Genomic DNA, 13,364 nt, shown 5'->3' with positions numbered 1-13,364 from the left:
AATAAGGATTCACACCACCATGGCGAAGATCGCAGACCAGATCGAAGCGGCTCCCGAGAGCTACACCACCGAGAGCGCCGCTGAGGCCGCTCCCAGCACCCCCCGCCCCGTGCTCACCGTGCCCGGTGCCGCCGTCGGTCGCCGCAAGCAGGCGATCGCCCGTGCGCGCCTCGTTCCCGGCGCCGGCAGCATCACCGTCAACGGTCGCGAGCTCGCGGCCTACTTCCCGAACAAGCTGCACCAGCAGCTCATCACCGATCCCTTCACGGTGCTCGAGCTCACCGGCTCCTACGACGTGGTCGCGAAGATCACGGGTGGCGGTCCCTCGGGTCAGGCCGGCGCGCTGCGCCTCGCCATCGCTCGTGCGCTGAACGAGATCGACCGCGAGAACAACCGTGCGACGCTCAAGAAGTCGGGCTTCCTCACGCGTGACGCTCGCGTCATCGAGCGCAAGAAGGCCGGTCTCAAGAAGGCCCGCAAGGCGCCGCAGTTCTCGAAGCGCTGATCTCAGCGCCCGGATCTCCGTAGATGCCTCGGCTTTTCGGAACCGACGGGGTCCGGGGCCTGGCCAACCGTGAACTCACGGCTGACCTCGCCCTGGGCCTCGCTCAGGCTGCTGCCGCCGTCCTCACTCAGGGGCGGCACGCAGAAGAGCGTCGAGCCGCCGGCCGGCGGCCCGTCGCGGTCGTGGCGCGCGACCCGCGCGTCTCAGGTGAATTCCTCACCGCCGCCGTTTCGGCCGGCCTCGCCGCCTCGGGGGTCGACGTGCTCGATGCCGGTGTCATACCGACGCCGGCGACCGCGTTCCTGATCGACTCGATCCGCGCCGATTTCGGCGTGATGATCTCGGCATCGCACAATCCCGCGCCCGACAACGGCATCAAGTTCTTCTCGTTCGGCGGGACGAAGCTCCCCGACGAGGTGGAGGACCGCATCGAGTCCTTCCTCGGCCGGCCGAAGCTCGCTCCGGTCGGAGACGGCGTCGGCCGCATCCGCCGCTTCGCCGATGCCGAAGACCGCTACGTCGTGCATCTGCTCGGCACGCTGCCCCACCGGCTCAACGGCCTGAAGGTCGTGCTCGACTGCGCGCACGGCGCTGCCGCCGGCGTCTCGCCCGAGACGTTCACCGACGCCGGAGCCGACGTCGTCGTCATCGGCGCCGACCCCGACGGCATGAACATCAACGACGGCGTCGGGTCGACCCACCTCGAGCAGCTCCAGGCGGCCGTGGTCGAGCACGGGGCCGACCTCGGCATCGCCCATGACGGCGACGCCGACCGCTGCCTCGCTGTCGACGCCGACGGCAAGATCATCGATGGCGACCAGATCATGGCGATCCTCGCGGTGTCGATGAAAGAACGCGGCACACTGACCGACGACACGCTCGTCGTGACGGTCATGTCGAACCTCGGCCTGCGCCGTGCGATGGCCGAACAGGGCATCCGCGTCGTCGAGACCAAGGTCGGCGATCGCTACGTGCTCGAGGCGCTCGCGGCCGAGGGGCTCGCGCTCGGTGGGGAACAATCGGGCCACGTCATCATGAGCGAGTTCGCCACGACCGGAGACGGTGTGCTGACCGGCTTGCACCTCGCGGCCGAGATGGCACGCACCGGCAAGACGATCGCCGAGCTCGCCTCGGTGATGACGGTCTACCCGCAGGTGCTCGTGAACGTGCGCGGTGTCGACCACCACGCGCTCGGCGACGACGCGGAGGTCGCTGCGGCAGTCGCCGCCGTCGAGGCCGAGCTCGGCGACTCCGGGCGGGTCCTCCTGCGTCCCTCCGGCACCGAGCCGATGGTGCGCGTCATGGTCGAAGCCGCCGAGCAGGACGTCGCGGAGCGGCACGCCGCGACGCTCGCTGCCGTGGTGCTGGCGCAGCTCGCGCTGTAGTCGAGGCTGTTCGGCGGGTGCTCGGCCGCTGCGGTTCGCGTCGAGAGTGCACGTTTCGCCCGTGGATGGGCGGCGACTGCACGTTCGGCGCGAGATGGATGCGTCATCCCTGCGCCGCGCGCGTCAGAGCTTGCGCAGCAGCACGCTCGAGACGGTGTGATCAGAGCCCTTGCGAAGCACGAGGGACGCGCGCGACCGCGTCGGACGGATGTTCTGCAGCAGGTTCGGCTCGTTGATGGTGTGCCAGATCTCGCGTGCCCGAGCACGCGCTTCGGCTTCGGTGAGGCTCGCATAGCGATGGAAGTACGAACGCGGGTTCGCGAAGGCTCCGCGCTGGAGCTTCAGGAAGCGCTCTTCGTACCAGCGCGCGATGTCGCTCGTGCGCGCATCGACGTAGATCGTGAAGTCGAAGAGGTCGCTCACGGCGAGACGATGCCCGGGGCCGGGAGGCTGCAGCACGTTCAGGCCCTCGACGATGAGCACGTCGGGCCGACGCACGGTGACTTGCGCATCGCTGACGATGTCGTAGGCGAGGTGCGAGTAGAACGGCGCGCGAACCTCGGCGGCGCCCGCCTTCACCTCACTCACGAAGCGGAGCAGTGCACGCCGGTCGTACGACTCGGGGAATCCCTTGCGGGCCATGAGGCCGCGTCGTTCGAGCTCGGCGTTCGGAAAGAGGAACCCGTCGGTCGTGATGAGCTCGACGCGCGGCGTGTGCTCCCAGCGAGCGAGGAGTTCGCGCAGCAATCGGGCGATCGTCGACTTGCCGACGGCGACCGAGCCGGCGACGCCGATGACGAACGGCGTCGACTCGAAGCGCTCGCGCAGGAACTCGCTCGTGACCTTGTGCAGCGACTTCGTACCGCCGACGTAGAGGTTCAGCAACCGACTGAGCGGCAGGTAGACCTCGGCGACCTCTCGGGGGTCGAGCGGTTCGCCGAGACCGCGCAGTTGCACGATCTCGGTCTCGCGCAATGGGGAGGGCATCGACGGTGCGAGCGCGGCCCAGTCGGCCCGATCGAGTTCGATGAACGGGGAGATCTGCGCCGCGGGCGACGACTGGCTCTGCGGATCAGGCACCGTGCCAGTGTAGTCAGGCGCTCGGGCGACGGCGCTCGGGCCGCGACGGCGGGGGAGTGCACAGCGCAGCGCCAGTACAATCGCTCCCATGTGTGGAATCGTCGGATACGTCGGAGAGCGAAACAGCCTCGACGTCCTTATGGGAGGCCTTCGTCGCCTCGAATATCGTGGCTACGACTCAGCGGGAGTGGCGGTCGTCGATGACGACGGTGCCATCGAGACCGCGAAGCGGGCCGGCAAGCTCCAGATGCTCGCCGATGAGCTCGCCGCGAACCCGCTGCATCGAGGCGGCACCGGCATCGGACACACGCGCTGGGCGACGCACGGCGGGCCCACCGATCGCAACGCGCACCCGCACCTCGGCGATGAGGGCCGGCTCGCCCTCATCCACAACGGCATCATCGAGAACTTCTCCGAGCTGAAGGCCGAGCTCGAAGGCGAGGGCTTCGTCTTCGAGAGCGAGACCGACACCGAGGTCGCCGCCGTTCTCCTCGGCCGGGAGTATCGGGCGACCGGCGATCTGCGCGAGGCGTTCCGCAGGATCGTGTCCCGACTCGATGGCGCGTTCACTCTGCTGGCCGTGCACCGCGACGAGCCCGGCGTCGTCGTCGGCGCACGCCGCAACTCCCCGCTCGTCATCGGTCTCGGCGAGGGCGAGAACTTCCTGGGTTCGGATGTCGCGGCCTTCGTCGAGTACACGAAGCGAGCCGTGGCGATCGGCCAGGACCAGATCGTGACGATCACTGCCGACGATGTCGTGGTCACCGACTTCGACGGGCAGCCGGTCGAGGTCGAGCCGTTCGACGTCGCGTGGGACGCGTCCGCCTCCGAGAAGGGCGGCTGGTCGTCGTTCATGCGCAAGGAGGTCTCCGAGCAGCCCGAGGCCGTGCGGAACACGCTGCTCGGCCGCGTCGTCGACGGTCAGGTCGTGATTCCCGAACTCGAGTCGTTCGGCGATGAGGAGCTTCGCGGAATCCGTCGCATCACCGTGATCGCGTGCGGCACCGCCGCCTATGCGGGCATGGTCGCGAAGTACGCGATCGAGCAGTGGGCACGGGTGCCGGTCGAGGTCGAGCTCAGCCACGAGTTCCGCTATCGCGAGCCGGTGCTCGATGCTGACACGCTCGTCGTCTCGATCAGCCAGTCGGGCGAGACCATGGACACGCTCATGGCCGTGAAGTACGCGCGTGAGCACGGAGCGCGAACGATCTCGATCTGCAACACGCAGGGCGCGACGATTCCCCGTGAGTCCGATGCGGTCGTCTACACGCACGCCGGGCCCGAGGTCGCTGTGGCCTCCACGAAGGCGTTCGTCGCGCAGATCGCGGCGCTCTACCTCTTCGGCCTGCATCTCGCACGGGTGCGGGGCACGCTCTCCGCCGACGCGCTCGCGACGCAGTTGGACGAGCTGGCGGCGGTGCCCGAGAAGCTCGAGGTCGTGCTCGCCGAGTCCGAGAAGGTCGCGCAGCTCGCGCACTGGATGGCCGACACGCGTTCGGTGCTCTTCCTCGGCCGTCACGTCGGCTACCCGATCGCGCTCGAGGGTGCGTTGAAGCTCAAGGAGCTCGCGTACATCCATGCCGAGGGCTTCGCTGCCGGTGAGCTCAAGCACGGCCCGATCGCGCTCATCGAACCGGGCCAGCCGGTCTTCGTGGTCGTGCCGAGCCCGCGAGGCTCCGCAGCCCTGCACCCGAAGGTCGTCTCGAACATCCAGGAGATCCGCGCCCGCGGCGCCCGCGTGATCGCGATCGCCGAGGCCGGCGACGCCGCAGTGCTGCCGTTTGCGGACGAGGTGCTTCGCATCCCGCTCGCGGCGCCGCTCTTCGAGCCGTTGCTCGCCGTCGTGCCGCTGCAGATCTTCGCGATGGAGCTCTCGCAGGCGAAGGGGCTCGATGTCGACCAGCCCCGCAACCTCGCGAAGTCGGTCACGGTCGAGTGAACGGGGCGCGGGAGGTGGCGCCGTGATCGCGGGGATCGGCATCGATGTCGTCGACATCGGCCGCTTCGAGCGTTCGCTGACGCGCACTCCCGCACTTCGCGACCGACTGTTCGCTGAGAGCGAACGGGACCGCCCTGCGCGGTCGCTCGCCGCGAGATTCGCCGCGAAAGAGGCGCTCATCAAGGCGCTCGGAGGGAACCCGGTCATCCGGTGGCACGACATGCGGGTCGTGCAAGACGAGCACGGCAACCCTGATTTCGAGCTGTCTGGCGCCATCGCGCAACTCACCCATGACCTCGGCATCGATCGGGTCCACGTCTCCATAAGTCACGACGCCGGCATCGCGAGTGCCTTCGTCGTGCTTGAGAACGGGGCAGGAGGAGCCTCGTGAGCGGGCCGACGGATGCCTCGCTGCGACCGTTCCGCGAAGCCGTCGTCGATCTCGACGCCGTACGCGAGAACATCCGCGCACTCGCGGCCGTCGTGGCGCCGGCGCTGACGATGGTGGTCGTGAAGGCGAACGCCTACGGGCACGGCGCGGTACCGGTGGCTCGGGCGGCTCTCGCGGGCGGTGCCGACTGGCTCGGTGTCGCCGACATCGACGAGGCGCACGAGCTCCGCGACGCGGGCATCGATGCGCCGCTCCTCGCGTGGCTGCACGACCCCGGCGCGAGGTTCGGCCCCGCGATCGAGCGCGACATCGACCTCGGTGTCTCGTCGATCGATCAGCTTCAGGCCATCGCGAATGCGGCGGCATCCGTCGACCGCGTGGCGGCCGTGCACCTGAAACTCGACACCGGTCTCAGTCGCAGCGGCGTCGCCCCCGAGCACTGGCCAGAGGCGGTCGCACTCGCGGCGGGGCTCGAGAGTGCAGGCCGTATCCGAGTGCGCGGCCTGTTCAGCCATCTCGCGAACACCTCTCCCGATGAGGATGCGCGCCAGCTGGCCGCCTTCGAACGCGGCCTCGAGCAGGCAGCGGCGGCGGGCCTGCGCGCCGAGGTGCGTCATCTCGCCTCGACCGCGGGAGCGCTGCGCGTGCCCGCCGCTCGCTTCGATCTCGTGCGCATCGGCATCGGCGCGTATGGCATCCCGCCGTTCGGCGACGGCACGACCGCCGCCGATCTGGGGCTGCGACCCGCCATGACGCTCCGAGGCTGCGTCGCCGCCGTGCGCCGCGTCGAGCCCGGAACCGGTGTGTCGTACGGCCACATCTGGCGCGCCGCGCGCGCGACGACGCTCGCCCTCGTGCCGCTCGGGTATGCAGATGGGGTTCCCCGCCAGGCCTCCGATCGGGCAGAGGTCTGGATAGCGGGCGCGCGCCGCCCCGTCGTCGGCCGCATCGCGATGGACCAGTTCGTCGTCGACGTCGGCGACGACCGGGTCGAGACGGGTGACGAGGTCGTGCTCTTCGGCGACCCCGAGACGGGTGCACCGTCGGCGGACGACTGGGGCGATGCCGCAGGCACCATCGGCTACGAGATCGTGACCCGCATCGGCCCGCGCGTGCCGCGCCGCTACCTTGGCGGGGCGTGATGCGGTTCGAGGCGGTCGACACTCCCGCGATGGAGTCGTTCGGTCGTGAGCTCGGGGCAGTGCTGCGCGCGGGCGACGTCGTCGTGCTCACTGGCCCGCTCGGCGCGGGCAAGACCACACTCACCCGCGGGATCGGCGCGGGCCTCGGCGTACGCGGGCCCGTGCAGAGCCCGACCTTCGTGCTCGCTCGCACCCATCCGAGCCTCGTGGGCGGCGCCCCGCTCGTGCACGTCGACGCCTATCGGCTCGGCAGCGCTGCACTGCTCGACGACCTCGACCTCGACTTCGATCGCTCCGTCGTCGTCGTCGAATGGGGCGGCGGGCTCGTGGAGGACGTCACCGATTCATGGCTCGAGGTCGTGATCGAGCGGCCGACTGGTGCGAGCACCGCGGATGCCGCGGGGCAGGTCGGCGGCGCGGGCGGCATGGATGCCACGGTCGACGGCCTCGACCGCACCGCACTCGATGCCGACGAGCCGCGAACGGTCACGGTGATCGGCCGCGGGCCCCGCTGGGTCGCCACTCCGTACGCCGCGCCCGCGTAGGCTTGAGGCCATGCTCCTCGCGATCGACACCTCGACGGGCACGAGTGTCGCCGTCGTCGATCGAGACGGCGCGAGCGGTGAACTGCGCTGTCTCGTCGAGACCGGCACCGACGACACCATGCGCCACGCAGAGGTGATCGGCGGATTCATCCGTGACGCGCTCGCCGGCGCCGGCGTCGAACCACGCGACCTGTCGGGTGTCGCGGCGGGAATGGGGCCCGGGCCGTTCACCGGCCTGCGCGTCGGAATCGCCGCAGCGCACGCATTCGCACTCGGCATCGGCCGCCCGTTCGTGCCGGTCGTGAGCCACGACGCGATCGCCTTGGCCCGGTACCGCGCGGGCGACGCAGGCCTGCTGCAGGTGGTCACCGACGCGCGACGTCGCGAGTTCGCGATCTCCGAGTACGACGGACTCGACGGTGATGGACTGCCCGTGCGGGTCAGCGGCCCCGAACTCGCGCCACGCGACGAGGTGCCCGCGCCACGCGGCATCCGCTTCGATGCCGCGATCGTCTCGGCGGGCGCGGTCGGCATGCTCGCCGAACTCGCTTTCGCCGCCGGTCGCCTGCCGCTCACGCCCGACGAGCCGATCTACCTGCGAGCACCCGATGTCACCCCGTCGGCCGGCAAGAAGGTGTTGCGATGAGCGTGTTCATGCGGAGAGCGACGACCGACGATCTCGAGCGCATCATGGTGCTCGAGCGCGCGACCTTCGAGGCCGATGCCTGGCCCGAAGACGCCATGCGCCGTGAGATCGAGAGCGAACACGGCTACTACCTGGTGGCGGTCGACGACCGGATCGAAGCCCAGCGCGACGCTCGCCCCGATCGCGATGCCGATCCGGATGCCGATGCCGATCCCGCCGGTGGCCTGCTCGGCTACGCCGGCCTCCTCGCTCCGGCCGGCGGCGGGCAGGGCGACATCCAGACGATCGCGGTCGCACCGTCGACCCGGGGCATCGGCCTCGGCCGCGGCCTCATGCACGCGCTCATCACCGAAGCTCGACGCCGTCATGTCTCGGAGCTCTTCCTCGAGGTGCGCGCCGACAACCCCATCGCCCGTGCGCTCTACGACTCGCTCGGCTTCGAGGAGATCGGCGTGCGCCGTGGATACTACCGGCGCGGCATCGACGCGGTGCACATGCGGCTGACGGTGCCGCCGGCGGTCACCCGCCCCGCCGCCGAAGACGCGGGCGAGCGCGCTGCGGGCGGCGCAGGGGCGACTCGATGAACCGCGACGCCCCGCTCATCCTCGGCATCGAGACCTCGTGCGACGAGACCGGTGTCGGCATCGTGCGCGGCACGACGCTCCTCGCCAACACGATCGCCTCCTCGATGGAGGAGCACGCCCGATACGGCGGCGTCGTGCCCGAGATCGCCGCGCGTGCACATCTCGAGGCGCTCGGGCCCACGATCCGGGCGGCGCTCGCCGAGGCATCCGTCACCTTCGCCGATCTCGACGCGATCGCGGTGACGAGTGGCCCCGGCCTCGCGGGCGCGCTCATGGTCGGCGTCGGCGCCGCCAAGGCGCTGGCCATCTCCCTCGACGTGCCGATCTACGCAGTGAACCATCTCGTCGGGCACGTCGGCGCAGACCTGCTCGACACTGCGGCTCCGCTCGAGACGCCCACTGTCGCGCTGCTCGTCTCGGGCGGGCACACCTCGCTCCTGCTCGTGCGAGACCTCGTCTCCGACGTCGAGCTCCTCGGCGAGACCATCGACGACGCCGCGGGCGAGGCCTTCGACAAGGTGGCGCGGCTCCTCGGGCTGCCCTACCCCGGCGGGCCCGAGATCGATCGGGCAGCGATCGGCGGCGACCCGCGAGCCATCCGGTTCCCACGCGGACTCACCCAGCCCAAAGACCTCGCGGAGCACCGCTACGACTTCAGCTTCTCGGGCCTGAAGACCTCCGTCGCTCGATGGGTCGAGCAGCGCGAAGCGGCCGGCGAGCCCGTGCCGGTCGCCGACGTCGCTGCGAGCTTCCGCGAAGCGGTCGCCGATGTGCTCGTGACGAAGGCCGTCGCGGCGTGCACCGAACTGGGTGTGCCGCGCCTGCTGCTCGGCGGCGGCGTCGTGGCGAATGCCCGCCTGCGCGAATTGGCCACCGAGCGAGCGGATGCCGCGGGTGTCGCACTGCGCATTCCGCCGCTGTCGCTCTGCACCGACAACGGCGCGATGATCGCCGCACTCGGCGCGCAACTCGTGATGGCGGGGCATCCGCCGTCGACGCTCGACTTCGGTGCAGACTCGACCCTGCCGGCGACCGAGATCCAGATGGCGGCCGAGTCCGCGTCGTCACGTGCGTCGGAATCCGTGCAGCCCCGTACGTAGCGCGATAGTGTGATCACGAGACCGGATGCCACTGTCGTTGACAGCGCCCGGGAGCGCCTGTCATCGTGGCGGGGTCGTATTCCACAGCATCGAGGAGAACCCACCGTGACCGATCCGAACCTTCCTGAGCAGCCCGACGGCGCAGTGCCGCCGGTACCGCCGGCGGAGACGCCCGCTGCACCGGTTCCCCCCGCCCCGCCGGTGCCGCCCGCCGCCGCGCCCGTTCCTCCCGCCCCGCCGGTGCCGCCCGCCGCCGCGCCCGTTCCTCCCGCCGCGCACCCTGCAGCGCCTCCGGCGCCCGCGTACGGCCAGCCGGCACCTGCCGCGCCGCCCTACGGCCAGCCCGCGCCCGCAGCGCCCGCCTACGGAGACGCGTCGGCCAAGCCGTCGCAGGTGCTGAGCATCCTCTCCCTCGTCGGCGGCATCGTCGGCCTCATCGGTTCGTTCTTCTACTTCGGTCTGCTGTTCTCGATCGCCGCCGTCGTGCTCGGCTTCATCGCGAAGAAGAAGGAGCCGGCCTCGAAGGGCATGTGGCTGACCGGCATCATCCTCGGTTTCGTCGGCATCCTGGTCGGCGTGATCTTCGTCATCCTCGCGATCATCGCGTTCGCGGTGTTCGCCAACTACGGCACGACCTACGGGTACTGAGGCAACCATGAGTGATCCCAAGAACCCCGACGTCCCCGATCTGCCAGACGTCCCGGAGGTGCCCGCCGAGCCCGAGACACCGAACGTTCCCGAGCCCGAGCTGCCCGACGCGCCCGAGCCCGAGATTCCGAGCGCGCCCGAGCCCGAGATTCCGAGCGCGCCCGAGCCCATCGTGCCGGTCGACGCCGCTGCGGCAGCTCCGGCATCGTCGACGCCCGACGTGCCCGAAGTGCCGTCGGCGCCTGAACCGCCGGCCGCACCCGAGCCGCCTGCCCCGCCCGCACCTCCGGTGCCCCCCGCGGCGCCGAGCTACGGCGCTCCGACGCCCCCGCCCCCGCCGCCCGCCTACGGCGCTCCGCCCGCCGGCGCGCCGGCACCGGGGCACGGTGCGCCCGCGCAGCCGGCCTACGGTGCACCGGGCCAGCCCGCCTACGGTGCACCGGCACAGGCCGCCTATGGCGCACCCGCCTACGGCACCGCCGCACCCGCGAAGGCGACACCCGTGTTCAGCCTGATCTCGCTCATCGCGGGCATCGTGGGCCTCATCGGCTTCTTCGTCGTCTTCATTCCGTTCGTCGGTGGCGTGCTGCAATTGTTCATTCCGGCTGCCGCAGTCGTGCTCGGCTTCCTCGGCAAGAAGAAGGAGCCTGCAGCGAAGGGCATGTGGCTGACCGGCATCATCCTCGGATTCGTCGGCATCGCCATCGCACTGCTCTCGTTCGTCCTGTGGGGCGTCGTCTTCTCCGGCTACGACAGCTATTACGGGTACTGAGGAGCGATCCGTGGTTGAGCGCGAGGGGGTTTCGCCCGACGGCGAGACCCCCGACCGCTCTCCCGGGGCTCGCGACGACGGGTCGAACGGTGCGAGCGACGAGCGTGCGAGGTCGCTCGAGCCCTTGGCGCCGTTCCAACCCGCCGAACCGACGTTCCGTGCCGACCCCGCGGTGCGGGAGTTCGACGTCCCGTTCGACACAGGTCAGCTCCGATCGATCTCCACCGGGCAGCTGCTCATCGTGCATCGGCCGGGCAACGACCCGACCGAGGCCGTCGAAGAGCAGACTCAACGGCGGGTGTTCAGCTGGATCGCGGCCGTCGTCGGCACCATCGGCGCCGCTGCATCGCTCTTCGTGGGCTGGATGCTGCCACTCTCCATCGCCGCGATCGTCTTCGGCGTACTCGGTCTTCGCCGCGAGGAACGGGGCCGCACGCTGGCCTTCGTCGGCATCGGCACCGGCATCGCCGGGCTCGTGTTCTCGGCCGTCTGGATCGGCTACTACGCGATCGTCTTCGGTGCTCTGCCGCACTGACTTCGAGCCGCACCGAGGTCGAGCCGACTGACGGCCGAAGCTTCACGCAAAGGTGACGGCCGTTCGGCCGGCCAGTCGACGAGCGTCGACTCAGATCCGCTCGACGAGCAGGGCGACGTGCCGGCCCGCTTCGCGAGTCAGCACGATGGTCGCAGACGCCGCGCCGCGCAACTTCAACCGGGTGCGCAGTCGGGCGGGGTCGACATCCGTGCCGCGCTTCTTGATCTCGAGCGTGCCGATGTCCCGTGCCGCCAACGCCTGGCGCAGCTGGCGCTCGTCGGCGGGCAGCCGTTCGATCACGCGGAACCCGCGAGCGAACGGCGAGTCGAACGCGGTGTCGGCGGTGAGGTACGCGATGCCGGAGCTGAGCATCCAGGCACCGTGGGCGCGCGCGAGATCACCGATCAGCCGCGCGCGAATGACGGCGCCGTCGGGCTCGTACAGGTAGTCTCCGAGCGGCCCGACCGGTGCATCTTCGCTGTCGGCCCCCGCTGTGAGTTCTTGGGCGGCATCACCGCGGATTACGAGGGCAGCGCGGCGGATGCCGGGACGGGCGACCGACCCGAACCAGACCCCGAGCTCGACGAGGTCGCCGTCGACCGAGACCCACTGCGCCTCTGCTTCTGCGGGGATCACGTCGCGATCGGTGCCGGGGCCGAGCTTCACGCCGGTGGGCATGCGCTCACCCAGCCCGAAGGCGAAGTCGAGCGAGGGGGAGTAGTCGGCGGCATCCGTGATTCTCGTCGTGGTGCCGCCTGCGGTCGTGCGTCGCGCCGGGTCGAGCCAGGCCCCATCGATGCCGCCGAGAGCGACCCGCTCGGCCTGCTCGTGCAGCACTCGCACCCGGGGAAAGGGCGTGAGGTTGTACGCGGCGATCGCCGCGGTGACCTCATCGGCCTCGGCCGCCGTGACCTCGAGGTCGATCGCCGCCATGGCGAGGGCGTCGCCGCCGATGCCGCAGCCGAGATCGGCCACATGGCCGACACCGGCCCGCGAGAAGCGCCCGGCGTGCAGCGCCGCGACCTTCAACCGCGTCGCCTGCTCGAGACCGGCTTCGGTGAACAGCATCCGCGAGGCGAACGGGCCGAACTTCGCCTCGGCCTTCCCGCGGAGCTTCGCCTGGCTGAGCACGGCGGCCACGAGGCTGGGCCGATGCCCCTGCTTGCGAAGGTCGGCGACGGTCTTGACGATGTCGGCCTTCGAGTCCCATTCGGGCAGCCCGTCGAGCAGCGTGAGGCCCTCTGGCGAGAGCAGTTCGACGAGTTCAGCGCGATCCACCCGGCCACGCTAGCATCGCATCGCCGGCGGAGCGGAGCGATGCCGATCCCCAGCCCGGCGGCCACGCTGGCATCGCATCGCCGGCGGAGCGGAGCGATGCTGATCCGCAGCCCGGCGGCCACGCTGGCATCGCATCGCCGGCGGAGCGGTGCGATGCTGATCCCCAGCCCGGCGGCCACGCTGGCATCGCGTCGCCGGCGGAGCGATGCGTTGCTGATCCGCAGCCCGGCGGCCACGCTGGCATCGCGCTGAGGCAGCGTTCGCCTATGGCTGAACGGGCTGGCACTCACGTTGCACGAGTGCCAAATCGGGCCTAGACTCGGCTTAGCACTCTCGCTCTGAGGCTGCCAACCAGTCTTCGTCAAGAAAGAGGTCAACCGTGTCGGTTTCCATCAAGCCGCTCGAGGATCGCATCGTCATCAAGCAGGTCGACGCCGAGCAGACCACCGCATCGGGTCTGGTCATCCCCGACACTGCCAAGGAGAAGCCCCAGGAGGGCGAGGTCGTGGCAGTGGGCCCCGGTCGCATCGATGACAACGGCAACCGCATCCCGCTCGACGTCGCGGTCGGCGACAAGGTGATCTACTCGAAGTACGGCGGCACCGAGGTGAAGTTCGACGGCGACGACCTGCTCGTCCTGTCGGCTCGCGACGTGCTCGCAGTCGTCGTCCGCTAGGGCGACACGATTCATCCGAGGCCCGGATGCCCAGTGGGGGCATCCGGGCCTCGTCGTCGTTCCGGGTGAGGGGATGTCGCGGCATCCGCTCACCCGCTCGTTCGCGTTCGCGGCTCCTCGCTTACCGTCCCATCTTGC

At 70.2% G+C, this 13,364-nt stretch carries 16 protein-coding genes; 14 read left to right on the top strand and 2 right to left on the bottom strand.

What is annotated here, in order from left to right; genetic code table 11:
* Positions 1–19 precede the first annotated feature (19 nt).
* Both rpsI and glmM read left to right on the top strand, forming a co-directional pair.
* Positions 20–505, top strand: a complete 486-nt coding sequence (gene rpsI / locus AC1C2T_RS18580) for a 30S ribosomal protein S9 (protein ID WP_495352960.1) — start codon at positions 20–22, stop codon at positions 503–505.
* Between the two features lie 23 nt (positions 506–528).
* The gene (gene glmM, locus AC1C2T_RS18575; protein WP_495386271.1) at positions 529–1,890 is read left to right on the top strand and encodes a phosphoglucosamine mutase; all 1,362 of its coding nucleotides are present in this window, start codon (positions 529–531) and stop codon (positions 1,888–1,890) included.
* 123 nt (positions 1,891–2,013) lie between these two features.
* On the opposite strand, the gene coaA is transcribed toward glmM, so the two are convergent.
* Positions 2,014–2,970, bottom strand: coding sequence for a type I pantothenate kinase (gene coaA, locus AC1C2T_RS18570; protein ID WP_495386270.1), 957 nt, complete (start codon positions 2,968–2,970; stop codon positions 2,014–2,016).
* 88 nt (positions 2,971–3,058) lie between these two features.
* On the opposite strand from coaA, the gene glmS reads away from it, so the two are divergent.
* The 10 genes from glmS to AC1C2T_RS18520 all read left to right on the top strand — a co-directional run bounded on the left by glmS (position 3,059) and on the right by AC1C2T_RS18520 (position 11,272).
* On the top strand, positions 3,059–4,909 hold the full coding sequence (glmS, locus tag AC1C2T_RS18565) for a glutamine--fructose-6-phosphate transaminase (isomerizing) (RefSeq protein WP_495362963.1): 1,851 nt from the start codon (positions 3,059–3,061) through the stop codon (positions 4,907–4,909).
* A 22-nt stretch (positions 4,910–4,931) separates the two neighbouring features.
* On the top strand, positions 4,932–5,300 hold the full coding sequence (locus tag AC1C2T_RS18560) for a holo-ACP synthase (protein WP_495386269.1): 369 nt from the start codon (positions 4,932–4,934) through the stop codon (positions 5,298–5,300).
* Entirely contained in the window at positions 5,297–6,442 is a 1,146-nt protein-coding gene (gene alr, locus AC1C2T_RS18555; protein WP_495386268.1) for an alanine racemase, read from the top strand. The genes AC1C2T_RS18560 and alr overlap by 4 nt, the downstream gene beginning before the upstream one ends.
* Positions 6,442–6,987, top strand: a complete 546-nt coding sequence (tsaE, locus tag AC1C2T_RS18550) for a tRNA (adenosine(37)-N6)-threonylcarbamoyltransferase complex ATPase subunit type 1 TsaE (protein WP_495386362.1) — start codon at positions 6,442–6,444, stop codon at positions 6,985–6,987. The genes alr and tsaE overlap by 1 nt, the downstream gene beginning before the upstream one ends.
* 10 nt (positions 6,988–6,997) lie before the next feature.
* Complete coding sequence (gene tsaB, locus AC1C2T_RS18545; protein WP_495386267.1) at positions 6,998–7,633, top strand: tRNA (adenosine(37)-N6)-threonylcarbamoyltransferase complex dimerization subunit type 1 TsaB; 636 nt, start codon at positions 6,998–7,000, stop codon at positions 7,631–7,633.
* On the top strand, positions 7,630–8,217 hold the full coding sequence (locus tag AC1C2T_RS18540) for a GNAT family N-acetyltransferase (protein ID WP_495386266.1): 588 nt from the start codon (positions 7,630–7,632) through the stop codon (positions 8,215–8,217). Before tsaB ends, AC1C2T_RS18540 begins: the two co-directional genes overlap by 4 nt.
* Positions 8,214–9,317, top strand: a complete 1,104-nt coding sequence (gene tsaD, locus AC1C2T_RS18535; protein WP_495362958.1) for a tRNA (adenosine(37)-N6)-threonylcarbamoyltransferase complex transferase subunit TsaD — start codon at positions 8,214–8,216, stop codon at positions 9,315–9,317. Before AC1C2T_RS18540 ends, tsaD begins: the two co-directional genes overlap by 4 nt.
* 105 nt (positions 9,318–9,422) lie before the next feature.
* Entirely contained in the window at positions 9,423–9,965 is a 543-nt protein-coding gene (locus AC1C2T_RS18530) for a DUF4190 domain-containing protein (protein WP_495386265.1), read from the top strand.
* A gap of 7 nt (positions 9,966–9,972) precedes the next feature.
* Positions 9,973–10,737, top strand: a complete 765-nt coding sequence (locus AC1C2T_RS18525) for a DUF4190 domain-containing protein (RefSeq protein WP_495386264.1) — start codon at positions 9,973–9,975, stop codon at positions 10,735–10,737.
* Between the two features lie 10 nt (positions 10,738–10,747).
* Positions 10,748–11,272 (top strand): DUF4190 domain-containing protein, encoded by a 525-nt coding sequence (locus AC1C2T_RS18520; protein ID WP_495386263.1) that lies wholly within the window; start codon positions 10,748–10,750, stop codon positions 11,270–11,272.
* 90 nt (positions 11,273–11,362) lie between these two features.
* Here AC1C2T_RS18520 and AC1C2T_RS18515 read toward each other — a convergent pair whose 3' ends face one another.
* Positions 11,363–12,550, bottom strand: a complete 1,188-nt coding sequence (locus tag AC1C2T_RS18515) for a class I SAM-dependent methyltransferase (protein ID WP_495362954.1) — start codon at positions 12,548–12,550, stop codon at positions 11,363–11,365.
* 39 nt (positions 12,551–12,589) lie between these two features.
* Between AC1C2T_RS18515 and AC1C2T_RS18510 the strand changes: the two genes are divergently transcribed.
* Together AC1C2T_RS18510 and groES are read left to right on the top strand one after the other, a co-directional pair.
* Complete coding sequence (locus tag AC1C2T_RS18510) at positions 12,590–12,802, top strand: hypothetical protein (protein ID WP_495386262.1); 213 nt, start codon at positions 12,590–12,592, stop codon at positions 12,800–12,802.
* Between the two features lie 127 nt (positions 12,803–12,929).
* A complete protein-coding gene (gene groES / locus AC1C2T_RS18505) occupies positions 12,930–13,226 on the top strand; it encodes a co-chaperone GroES (protein WP_495362952.1) in 297 nt (98 codons plus the stop codon).
* Positions 13,227–13,364: the final 138 nt, after the last annotated feature.

It is taken from the genome of Agromyces sp. Y558 (assembly GCF_059445415.1).
Note: the sequence above shows the minus strand (reverse complement) of the source record. Positions and strands in the feature narration are given on the sequence as shown.

Coding starts and splice junctions, on each gene's coding strand:
- tsaB (WP_495386267.1), top strand. CDS start 6,998: ATGCTCCTCGCGATCGACACCTCGACGGGCACGAGTGTCGCCGTCGTC.
- glmM (WP_495386271.1), top strand. CDS start 529: ATGCCTCGGCTTTTCGGAACCGACGGGGTCCGGGGCCTGGCCAACCGT.
- AC1C2T_RS18510 (WP_495386262.1), top strand. CDS start 12,590: ATGCCGATCCCCAGCCCGGCGGCCACGCTGGCATCGCATCGCCGGCGG.
- AC1C2T_RS18540 (WP_495386266.1), top strand. CDS start 7,630: ATGAGCGTGTTCATGCGGAGAGCGACGACCGACGATCTCGAGCGCATC.
- tsaD (WP_495362958.1), top strand. CDS start 8,214: ATGAACCGCGACGCCCCGCTCATCCTCGGCATCGAGACCTCGTGCGAC.
- glmS (WP_495362963.1), top strand. CDS start 3,059: ATGTGTGGAATCGTCGGATACGTCGGAGAGCGAAACAGCCTCGACGTC.
- AC1C2T_RS18525 (WP_495386264.1), top strand. CDS start 9,973: ATGAGTGATCCCAAGAACCCCGACGTCCCCGATCTGCCAGACGTCCCG.
- tsaE (WP_495386362.1), top strand. CDS start 6,442: ATGCGGTTCGAGGCGGTCGACACTCCCGCGATGGAGTCGTTCGGTCGT.
- rpsI (WP_495352960.1), top strand. CDS start 20: ATGGCGAAGATCGCAGACCAGATCGAAGCGGCTCCCGAGAGCTACACC.